Source organism: Neobacillus sp. DY30, assembly GCF_030123065.1.
GTDB lineage: Bacteria > Bacillota > Bacilli > Bacillales > Cytobacillaceae > Neobacillus.
In genome coordinates this window covers 3143916-3159179 of sequence record NZ_CP126093.1, presented here as the reverse complement: position 1 = coordinate 3159179, position 15264 = coordinate 3143916, and the positions used below count along the sequence as shown (strand labels likewise).

Below are 15264 nucleotides of genomic sequence, written 5' to 3'. Positions count from 1 at the left end.
CGCAGCAACCCCATTCTTCAACAATTGCTACCCGTTATTTCAGTAATCTATTTTTTAAAATCATCCATATTCCAATTCCAATTAGCATTGATAGTGTCTAAAAACTCTGCGATTTTATCCTCTGATAAATCCTTTTCTCCAGTCAACACGTTAGCATAAGATTTTAATACCCAAGTATCACCATAAGGCTTTGTAGGTGCTTTCCATTGTACACCTAACCTATAATCACTTCCGTTTATTTTAACTTCAACCGAGAGAATATCTCCATGTAAAATAAAACTCCTCATGTCCATTCTCTTACACCTCCGTCATCATTTAACTTTTTCATTTTTTTGCAAAATAGAGATAATCTGTTTATTTTGTTCAACTTGAATATCACTGTTTATTTTGATTTGGCGAACCCACCTTAAAACGAATGCTAGTATCAATAAAGGTAAAAGGCTAAATAATGCAGGAGCAGGAGGGATTGTTGTGCCAATAAAAATTTTATTATCTTTGATGCTTTTCTTCTTTCATTACTCAACTGTGACAAAGTCAGAAGTGTCATTGAAGGCTGCGTTTGTTCGTAATCACCAGTTATGGATAAAAGAGGGAAATCAAGAAATACAGCTTACTAAAGATAAATATGTCTATTCACCACAGTGGTCCTATGATGGAAGATTTATTGCGTATATCGACGGTGATGAAAAGGGAGAGAAGTCTAACCTGTGGGTTTATGATACAAAAAGGAAAGAAAACTACGAACCATATCATAGCATTCAGACTTCTTATTTTAATTGGTCCCCTGTTGCAAATGAGCTAGCATACATATCAGGATGGGTACTAAACGTTACAAAGACAAAAGATGACAGACCTTATGGATTTGAAAATGTGTCGTTAGGAGTTAGTGGATTTGAGTGGTATCCAAATGGGAGAGAGTTTATTGTTTCTGCTAGCTCTAACCGTCTTCCAACAGGCTGGGAGCCAATTAAGTTGTATCGAATTCCAAAGGATATGAATCTAAATGAGAAAAAGGCGGTCCTTTTGTACTCAATCCGAATCGATGAAAATGATTTATTCGCCGTTGATGTAGGTAACTTTAAGTGGAGTCATGACGGAAAGTGGATTAGCTTTCTTGGCACCCCAACACCTTCTTGGGCTATGGACAGTAATCCTTTATGTGTTTTATCTTCAGATGGAAAAGTGTTCAAAGATATTGGTAGGATGTTAGGATTTAGTGACTGGTTTAAGTGGGCTCCACAATCAAACCAATTAGCTTATATTTCAGGAGAAGGACGTTTTTTTGTTGAGAATAAGATCACAAAAATTGCTGAAATAGAGGCATTCACCAAACAGGTTGAATATACACCTAAAGGGTATGTAGACCTAGATTTGGAATGGTGGACACCTTCCAAAGTGATTGTCGCACGGTCACAGGAAAACAAAGTGTGGAAAGAAGGTCCAGTCCCTACAATGTTCACATCTCTATATGAAATAGATATAGGATCAGACAATCAAAAACAAATCACATTTCCAAAAGAAAATGAGTTAGATGAAGATCCCCAGTCTGTTGGTTCCTATCTCACATGGTTACGCAGACAAGACGAAATTCAAAATGGTGATGTATGGATAAAGCATGACAAGCAGAAAGAAGCAGGTATTTGGATAGAGGATGTAGACTTTTCTCCTGCTTTTTTTTAAAAATAACAAATGAGTAAAAGTAGGTTCAAAAGAGAGAAGAAATTTTAAATAACAACCAAAAACGCTGAATGTATCACGCACTAGAATAGCAGCCAGTCCGCTTTGGACTGGTTATTCCTATTTTCGCTTTTAAATGAACTTCTAATTTAGTCCCTAATTCCTTTCTAATTCTGCTAACCTGCCCGTTTACTTGAATAAAGAAAATGCGATCCTTCGTTAAATTGAAGCATCGCACTCGTTAGTTGAAAATGCTATTTTAGTAATTTCTGAACAAATTTTGTTTTCCAAATTCCAAATCCAATCAAAGCACCAAACATATTAAGAATAAAATCATCAATGTCAAAACTTCCTCTTCTTATAACCAATTGTGTTACTTCAATTACAAATAATAATATAATCATTGAAATTGAAAATACACTTGCTTTGTTTATTCTTTTTATAAAGTAAGGGAGGTAAATACCCATTGGTAAAAACATAATAAAATTACCAGCTAGGTTTTTTATTGGTATATCCATATTCATACTTCCGTCAAAAAACACCCTAATAAATGTACTTATTGTTTTAAATGGAACAAAATTTGAAGAACTCTTGATATATTCTATCAATGTCAAATCTGTCCATATATAACCTCTTGTACCAAAGAATAATAGAACTACCAATGCGAATAAATAAAACACCAAACTCAAACTAATAACAACCTTCATTCCTTTTTACATTTTCTCCTCCATTGTTCTTTCTTGGTATGTATTTGCAAAATTACTAATAGCACCTATTCAAATATTAGACGATTAATAATATTGTTTGGTTTTAAATTTAATTAAATTAACCTGCCTCGTTAGCAGAACAAGCAAAAAGACCGCCGCAGCGGTCTCACTTTAACTATTGAACCCTAGATAGTTTAAGTATAAAGTCTCGCAATCTTTACTGATTCTCGATAAATAAAAAGCGACACTGTCATTTTTGAAGTACCGAACCAAAAGCCCCTCTTAATGTACAGGAGGAAATAACATAATATTATAATAGAAGAGTAGTCTGTAAGTCTTTTATTAATCTTCCCCAAAATTGTGAACAAGTTTAAGCTAAGGTTATGTTTTTAATAATCAATACAATAGATAGTATTAAACAGATCGTCGCAGGAATAATCATTACAATTGATTGATGGGCTCGAAAAATATGAGAATGTATGGCTCCTAACATGAGGAGTACAAATAATACACTTGATCCAACCGTTAAGTAGCTAATCCATATACCACTAATCATACCTATTGCTCCAATAATTTCAATCAATCCTATTACAGACATGAACCATAATGGATATTGATAATGCCGCCAATGCTCAACCTGAAACGGCATACGTAAAAGTTTTATGAATCCTCCTACTAAAATAAATAATGCTAAAAATACTTGCATGACAATAGTTAGCATCTATCCTCACTCCTTTTATTGATCTTATTTAGGGGTATTCTCAATATATTCCAAACAATGACCGATCATTAATAGAATCATTAGGAAGTTAATATTTCAACTAACCTGTCCCTTAGTTGAACAAGTATAACTCAATTGCTTGTTAAAAATACTTTCCCTATAGTGATTTTAGAAGATTCAACAACCTCAATAGCCTTTTTTACATCCGACAAGTCATACTTAGAATCTACCATCATCAAGCGTAATTTCTTGTCTTCTACTAGCCTAATTAGATGATTAAACGTTCCTTGCCATTTATCTGCTGAGACATTTTTATTCCAATTCCGTAAATGAAATATATTCGCATTCACCTTTGCTTGATTTACAATATCTGCCCAATTTACTTGTATTCCTGATAAAAGACCGATGGTTATAAAATTCCCATTAGGTCGGACACTAAAAGCCAAGTCGTTTCCAGATGAACCGCCAACGGAATCAATCGCAGCATCTGCACCCCTTCCATTTGTTAATTCCATAACTGTTTCATGCAGCGAAACTTTAGAGGTATCTATCACATAAGAAGCACCGAGATGAAGTAAATCCTCTGTATATTTATTATTTCTCGTTACTGCAATCAATCGAAAACCTAAAATCTTTGATAATTGAGCAAAAATATGCCCAATCGATGAACCACATGCGTTCACCAATAAAACATTATTTGATCTTAATTTTAAAACCTCCGTACAAACCACCCACGCTGTAACGGGATTAATATACATTTGGGATGCCGTAAAATCATCAATCGAATCAGGGATAGGAACGACAAATTCTGCGGATGTCTTAACAAATTCTTGCCATGTACCTTCCCCGCGCAAAGGCAAAACTCGCTTACCAATAAGTTTTTTTGAAACGAAAGGACCTACATCTTCTACAATACCTACTCCTTCATAACCAGGAATATTAGGTAAAGAGATTCGATGAGCATACGACCCTCTGATTGGAATTAAATCAGAAGGATTGATAGGTCGTGCCAGCATTCGAACAAGAACTTCACTGTCTTTTGGTGGTTGAATAGTTTTATATTCAATTTTTAACACATCTTTAGGACTGCCAAATTCGTAGAATTTAATATATTTTGCATCCAAAACTATAAGTCTCCTTAAATAAGATTTATTTAATTATATCACTGCAATAAGGCTTTCTACGGACCCCATTCAGAACCAGCAGGTTTTTACGAACAAGGGTGAACCTGAACAGTAATAAAAAAAGACCATTTATTGATTGTCTTTCTTCAACTAAAGCTACCCGTTAGCCATCCATGAATCACTAAAAAACAGCTCTTCACCACAAAGAATGAAAATGTATTGAATCCGTCCATACTTGTCCTAAGGCTGGAGAGGAAGGTCGATGTACTATGGTGCCATAGAGCCCATCCGTTAGTCTGACTCCAACGACCACGGTGCACCACAAACTGTCGCTCCCTTACGGGAAGCACTCATGGTAGATTAATCCTTATTCTGATTGTTGCACCAGCCTCCAATTTATAAGCCTAGAAAGGAAGAATTTCAATGGATGTAATCATTGAAAGAGCATGTGGTATGGATGTTCATAAAGATAATATCACTGCGTGTATTATGACACCTGATGGAAAGGAGATTCAAACGTTTTCTACTAAAACAGTTTTTCTACTCAAGTTAATCGACTGGGTTAAAGAACATGGTTGTACACATGTAGCAATGGAAAGCACGAGTGTTTATTGGAAACCTATAGTCAACTTACTAGAATCTGAAGGGATTGAGTTTCTAGTTGTAAACGCCCAACACATGAAGGCACTCCCAGGTCGTAAGACCGACGTTAAAGATGCCGAATGGATTGCACAACTTCTTCGCCATGGTCTACTCAAAGCGAGTTTCATTCCAAATCGAACTCAAAGAGAGCTGCGAGAACTTGTTCGTTATCGCCGTAGTATTATAGAAGAACGTGCAAGACAACATAATCGGATTCAAAAAGTTTTAGAAGGAGCCAACATCAAACTAGGCTCTGACGTTTCTGATATTATGGGGGTTTCCTCAAAGGATATGCTTCGAGCTATCGCTGATGGCGAAGATGATCCTGAGAAACTAGCAAACTTCGCTCGTCGTACAATGAAAAAGAAAAAAGAACAACTTGAATTAGCACTTCAGGGCTATGTAAACCCACATCAACGCTTAATGCTCAAGACGATTTTAACCCACATTGATTTTCTAACTGAGCAAATTGAAATGCTAGATCAAGAAATAGCCGAACGAGTTAGCACTTATGAAGAAGATATTGAAAGACTAGATTCGATACCTGGAATCGCCAGAAGAATGGCTGAACAAATTCTAGCTGAAATCGGTACTGATGTTAAAAAACAATTTCCAACTGCGGCACATCTTTGTTCGTGGGCAGCTCTCGTACCTGGACATAACGAAAGTGCTGGAAAAAGAAAATCAACTAGATCGAAAAAAGGAAATAAGTATTTAAGATCAGCATTAACTGAAGCAGCTCAATCAGTGAGAGGTTCTAAAAACTATCTAGGTGCACTATATCGACGAACAGCAGGACGAAAAGGAAACAAAAGAGCAGCAATAGTAGTTGCACATGCAATATTGCGGATTGCATATTACCTGTTAATTAGAAAAGAAATGTATGTAGACTTAGGCGAAGACTACTTTGATAAACAAAGACAGGTATCTATTGTACGCCATTCGGTTCGTAGGCTAGAAAACTTAGGCTATTCGGTTACAATAACAGAAGCTTCCTAATCCATTAAACAAGTATATAACCGCCAAAGATCAGACGCTCTCCCCTTTTAAAAAGATGAATGAGCTGCGTTTATTTAAGTATTGCCATTTTTCGGTTCTAACAGAAGTTAATTTTCATGGTAGTGAAAAAAGGAATTCACTTGGAATTCAATCGTTGTCTTAGTTTCAGAATACACTTTAAAATAGATTCTCTGTTTTTAGCACTCTTTATCCAATTAGGAAGTCTACTCGCCAAACTATTATTATTAATATTAGGTATATGTTCTCTTAAGGACGCTGAGACATAACTCTCTAAATAGTCGAGGTGTTCTTCATTATAAGCCCAAAGAGTATTACCACAGCAATCCGTCTTTAACCATAAGATAAATTCACCATACTTCTCTGATCCGATATTTACAGATTGTTTAGAACGCGTTAAACCGCACATTTCACAAACCAACTTTGGATAGTATTTCCGTGGATTTCCAATTATCTTAGCACAACGATGACAGCGGGGGCATTCTACAAGTACACAATCAAGAAAATGGTAAATTCCTTTTCCTGTATCTTTAAACCTTGGTTTTTCCACTAGTATCATTCTCCTTTCATCGTTTAATAAACATTTTATGAACTATATAACGCTAACTATAATTAAAAATTCCATAAACCTCTTCAACTATCCTGCTTCGTTAGTTCAATAACGAGGGCTGCAACAGCCATGGCAATTGGATTCCTAACTCCCGCGACCGTAATTTCAATGGGAAACGGAATTTCAAACCATTATTATATGGTGTATAGATGCTGCCACCAAATGGTTGTAATTATATGCCTCAAATCAAAAATCGACCATGATGGTCGACCTTTTTTTGCTCTGTTCCCGCTATATTGATTCAACTACAACTAACGTTTCCTAGCTCTTATTAACGTACTTTTACTAATCCCCGTAATATCCTCTACATGCTTATAAGAATTTGTTTCCAGGAGCTTCAGCGCATGCTCTATTTGTGCCTTTTTAAACTTCTTCGGTCGACCTTCTCTAAAATCCTCACGTTGCCTAGCTAATGCTTTCCCTTCCTGGGTTCGTTCTACAATCATATTTCTTTCCATTTCCGCTACCGCTAACATCGTTTGCAGGAAGAACCTTCCCATGGTTGTGTTTTCGAGTAACCCCACGTTTAATACATGTACACGAACACCCTTGTTGAATAATTCCTCAACCACATCAATTCCTTCTCGGACATTTCTGGCTAGTCGATCTAGCTTAGTTACTACTAAAGTGTCCCCTTCTTTTACCTCTTCAAGTAATTTACTAAATTTCGGTCTCTCCAACTTTGTTCCAGTAAATTTTTCCTCGATAATCTTATCGCAGCCTTCTGCCTGCAACCTTTCTATCTGTACTTCCAAATCCTGTCCTAAAGTGCTAACACGGCAGTACCCAAACTTCAATTTTATCACCTCACTTATGAATATAAGTTATGACACCATTCGATACCTTTATTTTATCACTTCCATTTTTTAGTGTCAAAACTTTTAAGTTTTGACACCAATGGAAAAATGGTGAAAATAATTAAAAGAGAAATGCCTTTTGGTGGAGAGATTGTAAAGGTAAAATGCAACTTAAAAGATATGACTGAACAGGTAAAAGAATTAGAGAAAGCCCCTCTCGAATGATAAGGGCTTTTATTAATGGATATTTTGTCACAGATTTGAAATTTGCAGGTAAATGGAAATATCTATCGAATTATTAATTTGTATAGAAGGGGGAGCCATAATGTCAAAAGAAAAAAAGAAAGTGAAAAGCGTAGCACACGAAGTATTGCTTGCAAAATATTTTGAGGAGAGGATTTATAAAAAGAATAAGATCTACAGGGTTACTATTGAAAACAAGCCGCTATTTATGCTCATAACACCTGAGGGATTCGAAATCTATTTTGCTAAGAAAACAGTATCTGGCGAAGAAGAGGTTTTAGAAAAAGTGGAACTTAAATATTCGTTTTCGTGGAACGATTTTTCTTCTGTAACGGTTGATAAGTTTGCACTTTCGACTTTGTATCAATTTAACACAGGTTTCACTTTAAAGGTTGATGCTTCAAATGACCTAACTGAAGAATTACAATCACACGACATCCCTGTAACTTTCCTTGAACGGAAATGGTATAACAAAATATTAGGATTTCGTTCTAAGAATAAGTGGAAAATGGTTGTTGCAGTGATAGGGTACTTATTTATTATATCTGCCGTATTTGACGGTTTCATAGAAAGTGATGCTGAAAAAGCAGAGCAAGCCGCAATACAAGCTGAAAATGCAGAAAAAGCAAAAATTGAAGCAGACCAGAAAGCTAAAAAAGAAGCTGAGAGAAAAGCTGAAGCTGCTGAAGCTATGAAGAGAGCTGATGAAGAAGCAGCCAAGAAAAAAGCTGATGAAGAAGCAGCCAAGAAAAAAGCTGATGAAGAAGCTAAAAAAGAAGCTGAAAAAACACCTCAACAAAAAATGATTGAAAATATAACTGGGTTATTTGCTTTAAAACAAGCTTTCGATACCGGATCATATATTAAAGGCGACATTCCAGCAGGTGAGTATGCATTTATTTCATTTTCCGGAAGTGGTAAATACTATGCTGAAAAGGATCCTGCAGGAAATATTATTGATAATGAAAACTTTGATAGTTTTGGATATGTATACGTGAATGATGCAGGTAACATAGAGACCCAAGGAGTATTAATAAATATAGCTGCCTTTGGAACATTAGGTGTAAGTGGCGCGAAACAAATTTATGAAATAGTAAATAATGTTCAAGATTATAAGGATTCTGCATGGTATAAAGTTGGGGTAGACATTCCTCCAGGTCAATATGTAATTGAAAGTTATGGACAAGGATACGTAGCAGTAATGGCAGGACCTGTTGGAAAAAGCGATATAGTAGATAATGAGAATTTTAATGGTCGATATACGACGAATGTTACCAATGGGCAATATTTGCAAATATCAAAAGGTAAAATTGCTCAATAAAATAAAACAAGCCCCTCTCGATAAAGAGAAGGGCTTTTAATAATATTGAGGCTCTCCCCAAACATTAGAACCTCCGAAACACTGCTGCTCTTCAACTCTTGCACCCGTTTGTTTAAGTATAATTCTTCACAATTATTACTTTTTATCATTAGTCTTTTATGAAAATAACAACAAAAATCACCAATATTGCCCAAGATAAAAAACTTTTTAAATGTCTTTTTCTCCAAACATTTCTCGCAAGTTCGTTTTAGCAACAGGATGGAACCTGGTTGGTCCCGACTATTGTATGGCATTGGCGGCAATAAGGGCTTCCGTGCATATGATTGAAGTCCGTATAGGTGAGTTTAGGTGGAAAATTCGTAAACCTCAACCCTTCAAACATCAAGTTATCTTGATTTGTAGAATGATTTAACCCTAGAACGTGTGCCACCTCATGAGCCACCAACCATGCAAATCTCCTAGCATCGCCGGTCCCTTGAGGACCGAAATTACTATTTACGACCGCTCCCGGCTTTTCGCGTGGATGAACCGCACATCCTCCAGGGAACTCCGGAGAGTCTGTGGTTATATTATCAACTAAATAGACCACCAATTCATTAGGACTAGGACCAACATAATTACGATTGTTAAAAAGTTCAATTATTTGCGCTGAAGGCTCATTTCTTCTGCATTGGCCCACGTAGATATTTCTAAGATGCTGCAAGTTTGGATTATTACTAAGATCCTCTGTTGAACCTCGGTAAACGGCTATACCGCCTTGTGCGAAAAGATTATGCATCTCTCTAAACTGTTCCTCAATCCAATTCATTCTCTCGACAGAAAGGGGTAATAAGGACTTAAAGTGTACAACAACACTGTGGATGGCTTTCACAAATGGTACTCTGCCGATGCGATTTCCAGAATTCGGATGCCAGTACAATGAAAGGTCGGGCCCCTCGCCCTGGCCAGTGTATTTGAACCAGAACAGATTATCATAATTGTCAACGGCCATAATCACACTACCGTATCCACCAAGATCGGTTGCGCTTCCGAAAATATACTTCATGTCTTGCCAGGGCCAGACAGGGTTGATCACACGCCCGGAATTGGGATGCCACCCAGGGAACCCTGAAGGATTGCGCCCCTCGCCATTGCCATTATATTGGAACCATTCCATATCCCCATATTCATTAATCGCGAAGATGTCTCTTCCCGTTCCGAGAATGTGCCTGTACCTCGCCCAGCCGTTGCCGATTACATTTCCGGAATTGGGATGCCAGCCAGGGAACCCTGAAGGATTGCGCCCCTCGCCATTGCCATTGTATGAAAACCAGAGCAGATTCCCGTACTCATTGACAGCATAGATTGCGAGCCGGGCCGTGCTGGAACGTCCTGAATATGGACGAACGAAGATATGGCGGAAGTGATGCCAGCCGTTGCCGATTACATTTCCGGAATTGGGATGCCAGCCAAGGGACCCTGAAGGATTTTCCTCGCCATTGCCAAGGTAGAGGTACCAGTGCAGATTCCCGTTCGGGCGGACTGCCATGATTTCACCATCACCGCATCCAAACACATGATGCGCATAAATATTACCGAAGTCATTGTGAATCAAGTTTCCAGTTTTGAAATCCCAATTACGCTCATTCGCCGAGTGCCACCATGGCTCACCTTGGCCAAGATACCTATTCCATTCGAGCTTGCTTTCACCCTTCAAACCATAGAAGATTCCCTGCAGGGGTAACCCACTATCAACCGGCGTCGTTCCGTTGCCGCCATGGAACATCTTAAAAGTGCGCAGCATGTTCATCTCTCCATGATAAGTTGTTATCTGGACTCCAATTGTACGACAAATATATCCCAACCTTTCTTGTTTGAGAAGACATAATTAGATTGGAGACTTTTTTCGATAAATATGCGTTCCAAATCAGATTTGTACTAGATTCTCATCTTCTTCAATTAAACTGCCCGTTAGCTGAACAAGTAAAAAGACCGCCGCAGCGATCTCATCTTTAACTATTGTCCCCGTTTGCTCAACAAAGTTCTTACTTTTTACTCTTCATCAAAGTCATCATTTTCTTCAGAAATTAGAATAATAAACTCCTCTAAACTAGATGTATATTCATCTAATTCTGTCGTTTCGTGATTCCACAGATAAATGGTATCGCCCATTTTGCCGTTTATTTTTTTATAGCACAGTTTATCTCCCGAACCATCATCACCAATTGAAATAAGGTCTTCAGACATTCTTTCATCTCTTACTTCCTTATTTTGTCTAACAACATCATCCCAAGTCTTTTTAGCATTTTTTGGGGTTTGAATAGGATAGAGAATCCATTCACCGAATTCGGGATTATTTACTAGCTTAAAAAGTTCTCTGTATTGTTTGGGAAAAATCGCTCCTAACTTTTCCTCTGTCAACTTTATATCCGATTCATCCACCAGGTTTCTTTGTTTCAATTAAATATCTAACATTCTGCATTAGATAAAACTCCTTCACCATAAATCATTTGCTTCTTATTAATTCAATATCAAATTAAACATTTCCTTCTTCAGCTAACCTGCTTCGTTACTTCAATAAGAAAAGCCTCCAGTATTGGAAGCCTTTTATCTTTTTATTTGTAAATCTTTTTGGTCAACATTTAGTTCAATCAAATTACCATCTGGGTCTGCACAGAAAATTTGAGCGAATCCACTTTTTCCGTACGGTTTTTCAATGATTTCAACTTCATTTTGTTTTAACCATCTAAGAGTGTCATAGTAGTTCTCGACTCTAAGAGCAAAGTGACCTTCTCTGCTGGATAAGCTTTTATCCTGCCGAATCGTCTGTGAAGATGGATCGACTATCAAGTGGATTTGCTTTCCCTCTATTTCATACCAGGCACCCGCAAAATCAAAATCAGGACGAGGTATTTCTTTTAAACATAAAGTATTCCCATAGAAATCTTTTGCTCTTTTCAAATTTGTGACAGTAAGACTTACATGATGGAGGCATTTATATTCAATCAAAACCTTCACTTCTTTCATTTCTATTAATTTAATTTTTACTTTAGTCGTTTCCGACTAAGATGAACAACTCGGACCGTAAACGAAGCACCTTAAATGAACAGCTTGATTATGTAAATTAAACAATTCGACAACTAGATACATAATCCCTTTTTCACCTTTACCGCTTCTCTAACTGAATGCAGCAGCAAACCCCACTGTTGAACAAACGCCCCCTTTACTTTAAGTACACTTCTTCACAATCTAATTTGTCCATACAACTAATATCAGTAATAACTTTTTTAGAGTATCGTATTCGTTAATTCATAAGAAAATTATTTTCTCACATTAAAAACCAGAAAATCATATATTTTCTAAAATAAGGAAATAATACAAGGGAGGTGAAAATATGGAAACCGAAAAATTAAAATTGACATCTTCCGAAATTGGTTCTTTGTGGGGCGAGTATGTAAGCGGAACAGCGATAGATGTAGTAAATAAATATATGTACTCAATTATTGAAGATGAAGCAATAAAAGCGGTTTTTAATGATGCTATCAAGACATTCGAAAAACAAAAGAGACAAATTATGGCTTTTTTTGAGAATGAGGGGTTTCCTGTTCCAATTGGATTTAATGAATCCGACTTGTATTTAGGCAAACAGAGATTGTTTTCAGATGCATTCTGCATAAATTATTTACATGTAATGACTTTACATGGATTATTTGGGCATATCACTGCATTAAGCATTTCTGTTAGAAAAGACCTAAGGGATTTTTACGACTCATGTGATAACGATGCGAAAAAGTTTTACCACCAAACGATAGAATTATTGCTTGATAAAGGACTTTTTCAGAGAGACCCATTATTTTATGCATATGAACACCCTCAATATATTTCAAGCAATGATTTCAAAGACGGTTTTTTGGGGAAGGGTAGAACTCTTGCTGCTACAGAAATCATTTCTATTTCTTTTAACCTGAAAAAAAGTGTTATGGCTAAAACCCTTTCTATTGCATTCAGCCAGGTGGCGGAATCCAAAGAAGTAAGAAAATTTTTAACTGAATCTGAGAATACTGCTGATGGACAAATAAAAGCATTCGCAAAAATACTCCAAGCTGATAACTTACCAGTTCCAAAATCATTGGAAACTGAAGTGACAATTTCAACTGACTCTCCATTTTCTGATAAGTTATTAATGTATCACATGGGATTTTTGTTTCAAAATGCACAAACCTATCATGGGGCAGGTCTTGCAGCAGCCATGCGAACAGACCTTGTTACCACTTTTGAGGCTACTATTTTACAAAATCTTATGGTTATAAAAAATTGGTTTAATATTATGGTAAAAAATAAATGGTTAGAACAGCCTCCACTTGCACCTAATAGAACAGAAATTGTAAAACAAAATTAACAAGAAATGCCCTTCCAAATTGAACTGCCCCCCGTCAAGTAGACAGTGGAAATAATAAAAATGATTTAGGCGGCTTTAGCTCTATATTCAATAGGGCTAAGGCCGTTTAGTCGTTTTTGATATCTATCGTGTCTATAAAAATGTATGTATTCATTTATCGCTAAAGTTAGTTCTTCAAATGTATTATACTTACGCCTATAATACTTCTCACATTTAAGTGTTCCCCAAAAGGATTCCATTGGTCCGTTATCAATACATCTGCCCACTCGGGACATACTTTGCTTCATCTTTACTGCATCTATTCTTCGTTTAAAACCTTTCGAGGTATATTGAAATCCACGATCACTATGGATAAGAGGGCGTTCTCCATTCAAAAGTGCTGTAGCTTGGTCAAGTGTCTTGAATACAAGTTTATTATTATTGGAATGCCCGAGGACATAGCTAACAATCGATCCATCGTATAAATCACGAATGGCGCTTAAATAAGCCTTCTTTGCCCCATATTTAAGTTCAGTGACATCCGTAACCCATTTTTCATTAGGCTTTTCTGCTGTAAAATCGCGATTTAGTACATTTTCTGCCACATGCTGAGGGGTAGAACTTTTGTATGAATATTTCTTCTTTATCCGAATAACCGAGCGTAAATTTCCGATTCCCATTAATCGATAGATTCTTTTATGATTGATGTCCTCTTCAAATTTCCGATTCATATGTAACGTCATTTGTCGATAACCAAAAGTTCCATCTACTTTCTCTTGAAGAGCTTTCATTTCTTCTATAATCTTTCTATTCTGGAGTTCTCGATCTGTAGGTATGCGATTAAGCCATTTATAGTAAGCAGCGCGTGAAATACCGGCTATTTCACAAAGTAAAAGAATGCTCAAATTCTCTTCCTGATGAAGCTCCTGAATAGCAATGTACTTATCTTCAAATCGGACTTGGCTTATTTTCGCCTCCTTTCGATCTCCTCTAACTTTTTTAAGAATAAATTCTCCGCACGTAACCGCTCATTTTCTCGTTCTAACTTTTTCATTTGAAGCTGCATTTTCTCTTCTGAGGTCAGCTCTACTTCTTCTTTCTTCCTTCCTCTTTTATCTTTGAGTGCTTCTTCTCCGCCATCTTCATATTTCTTAACCCACTGGTACACTTGTTGATAAGAGACATTATGGGTCTCAGATGTTACTTGATAATCTTTTCCGTTCCCTAGACAATCAAGTACTATTTGAATCCTTTCATCCCAAGTAGTTTTTCTCCCTTTAGTCATAGAGCTCGTCCTTTCTTTTGACGTATCCTTTAATTCTCTATGACTATTATACTTCTTTATCCAACAACGAAGGGTGGAAGTACTAGGAATTTCATACTTTCTAGTTACCTCCCGAATGGAGTATTCGCCGCTAAGATAGTCCTTTACTGCGTCCTGCTTAAGTTCCTTTGAAAACCTCCTCCAGGTAGAGGATTCTTTTAATCCATCAACTCCGTATTTTTTATATTTATATATCCAATCATAAATGGAGACTTTATGGACGTTATATATAGATTCTAGTTCGGAAATGGAATGACTTCTTTCTTCTAATGCTTTTATTATCCTGATTTTATCCTCTAAAGAATGCACTCTTTTTGACATAAAAAAAAACTCCCCTTGAAGGCAAACAGATTTTTATTTTTTAATCTGTCTACCTTACCGGGAGCATATCAAATCGGTCGGGCATTTTATTTTTAGAAAATCCTTATTGAACTAAACTCCCTCAATAAACAAAGTGAAAACTCACGTTTTCTCCAGCTTTCTCAGTATTTTATAGAATGTTATTTTTGAGTAAATGCTCGCTACTATGGTTGGATTTATCTTGTAAGGATAAATTTGGGCTTTCGAAGAAAAAAAGACTGTTGCTCTTTAGCCACGCATTTGCAAAAAATGGTAAATGAGTAAAAATATGATCGCACTGGTGGATGTCCACATATCTCATGGAGGTCAACCCTCCCATGTCTCACAGAGTCTTCGCTCTCAAATTCCTTCGTCCAACCTTTCC

Annotated in this window: 14 protein-coding genes and 1 pseudogene; 5 read left to right on the top strand and 10 right to left on the bottom strand. The window is 36.7% G+C overall.

The annotated features are described in order from the left end of the window. Positions 1-47: 47 nt before the first annotated feature. A complete protein-coding gene (locus tag QNH29_RS15190; RefSeq protein ID WP_283860239.1) occupies positions 48-293 on the bottom strand; it encodes a hypothetical protein in 246 nt (81 codons plus the stop codon). Between the two features lie 178 nt (positions 294-471). Between QNH29_RS15190 and QNH29_RS15185 the strand changes: the two genes are divergently transcribed. After that, positions 472-1680 (top strand): translocation protein TolB, encoded by a 1209-nt coding sequence (locus QNH29_RS15185; protein WP_283860238.1) that lies wholly within the window; start codon positions 472-474, stop codon positions 1678-1680. A gap of 251 nt (positions 1681-1931) precedes the next feature. Here the strand turns inward: QNH29_RS15185 and QNH29_RS15180 are convergent, their stop codons facing one another. The 3 genes from QNH29_RS15180 to QNH29_RS15170 form a co-directional block, all read right to left on the bottom strand. Further along, positions 1932-2384, bottom strand: a complete 453-nt coding sequence (locus QNH29_RS15180; RefSeq protein ID WP_283860237.1) for a VanZ family protein — start codon at positions 2382-2384, stop codon at positions 1932-1934. A 370-nt stretch (positions 2385-2754) separates the two neighbouring features. Beyond that, positions 2755-3105, bottom strand: a complete 351-nt coding sequence (locus QNH29_RS15175; RefSeq protein ID WP_283860236.1) for a DoxX family protein — start codon at positions 3103-3105, stop codon at positions 2755-2757. A 131-nt stretch (positions 3106-3236) separates the two neighbouring features. Further along, on the bottom strand, positions 3237-4229 hold the full coding sequence (locus QNH29_RS15170; RefSeq protein WP_283860235.1) for a zinc-dependent alcohol dehydrogenase family protein: 993 nt from the start codon (positions 4227-4229) through the stop codon (positions 3237-3239). Between the two features lie 423 nt (positions 4230-4652). Between QNH29_RS15170 and QNH29_RS15165 the strand changes: the two genes are divergently transcribed. Continuing rightward, the gene (locus QNH29_RS15165) at positions 4653-5870 is read left to right on the top strand and encodes an IS110 family RNA-guided transposase (RefSeq protein WP_283860234.1); all 1218 of its coding nucleotides are present in this window, start codon (positions 4653-4655) and stop codon (positions 5868-5870) included. A 136-nt stretch (positions 5871-6006) separates the two neighbouring features. Here the strand turns inward: QNH29_RS15165 and QNH29_RS15160 are convergent, their stop codons facing one another. Together QNH29_RS15160 and QNH29_RS15155 are read right to left on the bottom strand one after the other, a co-directional pair. Continuing rightward, positions 6007-6438, bottom strand: coding sequence for a hypothetical protein (locus QNH29_RS15160; RefSeq protein WP_283860233.1), 432 nt, complete (start codon positions 6436-6438; stop codon positions 6007-6009). 311 nt (positions 6439-6749) lie between these two features. Beyond that, on the bottom strand, positions 6750-7295 hold the full coding sequence (locus QNH29_RS15155; RefSeq protein WP_283860232.1) for a recombinase family protein: 546 nt from the start codon (positions 7293-7295) through the stop codon (positions 6750-6752). Between the two features lie 72 nt (positions 7296-7367). Here QNH29_RS15155 and QNH29_RS15150 point away from each other — a divergent pair, with 72 nt between their 5' ends. Beyond that, positions 7368-7520, top strand: a complete 153-nt coding sequence (locus QNH29_RS15150) for a hypothetical protein (RefSeq protein WP_283860231.1) — start codon at positions 7368-7370, stop codon at positions 7518-7520. Between the two features lie 100 nt (positions 7521-7620). Beyond that, positions 7621-8859, top strand: coding sequence for a hypothetical protein (locus QNH29_RS15145; RefSeq protein WP_283860230.1), 1239 nt, complete (start codon positions 7621-7623; stop codon positions 8857-8859). Positions 8860-9106: 247 nt separating this feature from the next. On the opposite strand, the gene QNH29_RS15140 is transcribed toward QNH29_RS15145, so the two are convergent. From QNH29_RS15140 to QNH29_RS15130, 3 genes and pseudogenes are all read right to left on the bottom strand, one after another. Next, on the bottom strand, positions 9107-10642 hold the full coding sequence (locus QNH29_RS15140) for a matrixin family metalloprotease (RefSeq protein ID WP_283860229.1): 1536 nt from the start codon (positions 10640-10642) through the stop codon (positions 9107-9109). A 248-nt stretch (positions 10643-10890) separates the two neighbouring features. Beyond that, a pseudogene (locus QNH29_RS15135) lies at positions 10891-11320 on the bottom strand (SMI1/KNR4 family protein). A gap of 125 nt (positions 11321-11445) precedes the next feature. Beyond that, positions 11446-11865 (bottom strand): VOC family protein, encoded by a 420-nt coding sequence (locus QNH29_RS15130; RefSeq protein ID WP_481858727.1) that lies wholly within the window; start codon positions 11863-11865, stop codon positions 11446-11448. A 367-nt stretch (positions 11866-12232) separates the two neighbouring features. Here QNH29_RS15130 and QNH29_RS15125 point away from each other — a divergent pair, with 367 nt between their 5' ends. Beyond that, complete coding sequence (locus QNH29_RS15125) at positions 12233-13237, top strand: DUF3231 family protein (RefSeq protein WP_283860228.1); 1005 nt, start codon at positions 12233-12235, stop codon at positions 13235-13237. A 65-nt stretch (positions 13238-13302) separates the two neighbouring features. Here the strand turns inward: QNH29_RS15125 and QNH29_RS15120 are convergent. Next, positions 13303-14861, bottom strand: a protein-coding gene (locus tag QNH29_RS15120; protein WP_283860227.1) for an IS3 family transposase whose coding sequence is annotated in 2 segments (ribosomal slippage) — positions 13303-14219 and positions 14219-14861 — 1560 coding nt in all. Because the reading frame shifts where the segments join, the coding sequence is not laid out codon by codon here. Positions 14862-15264: the final 403 nt, after the last annotated feature.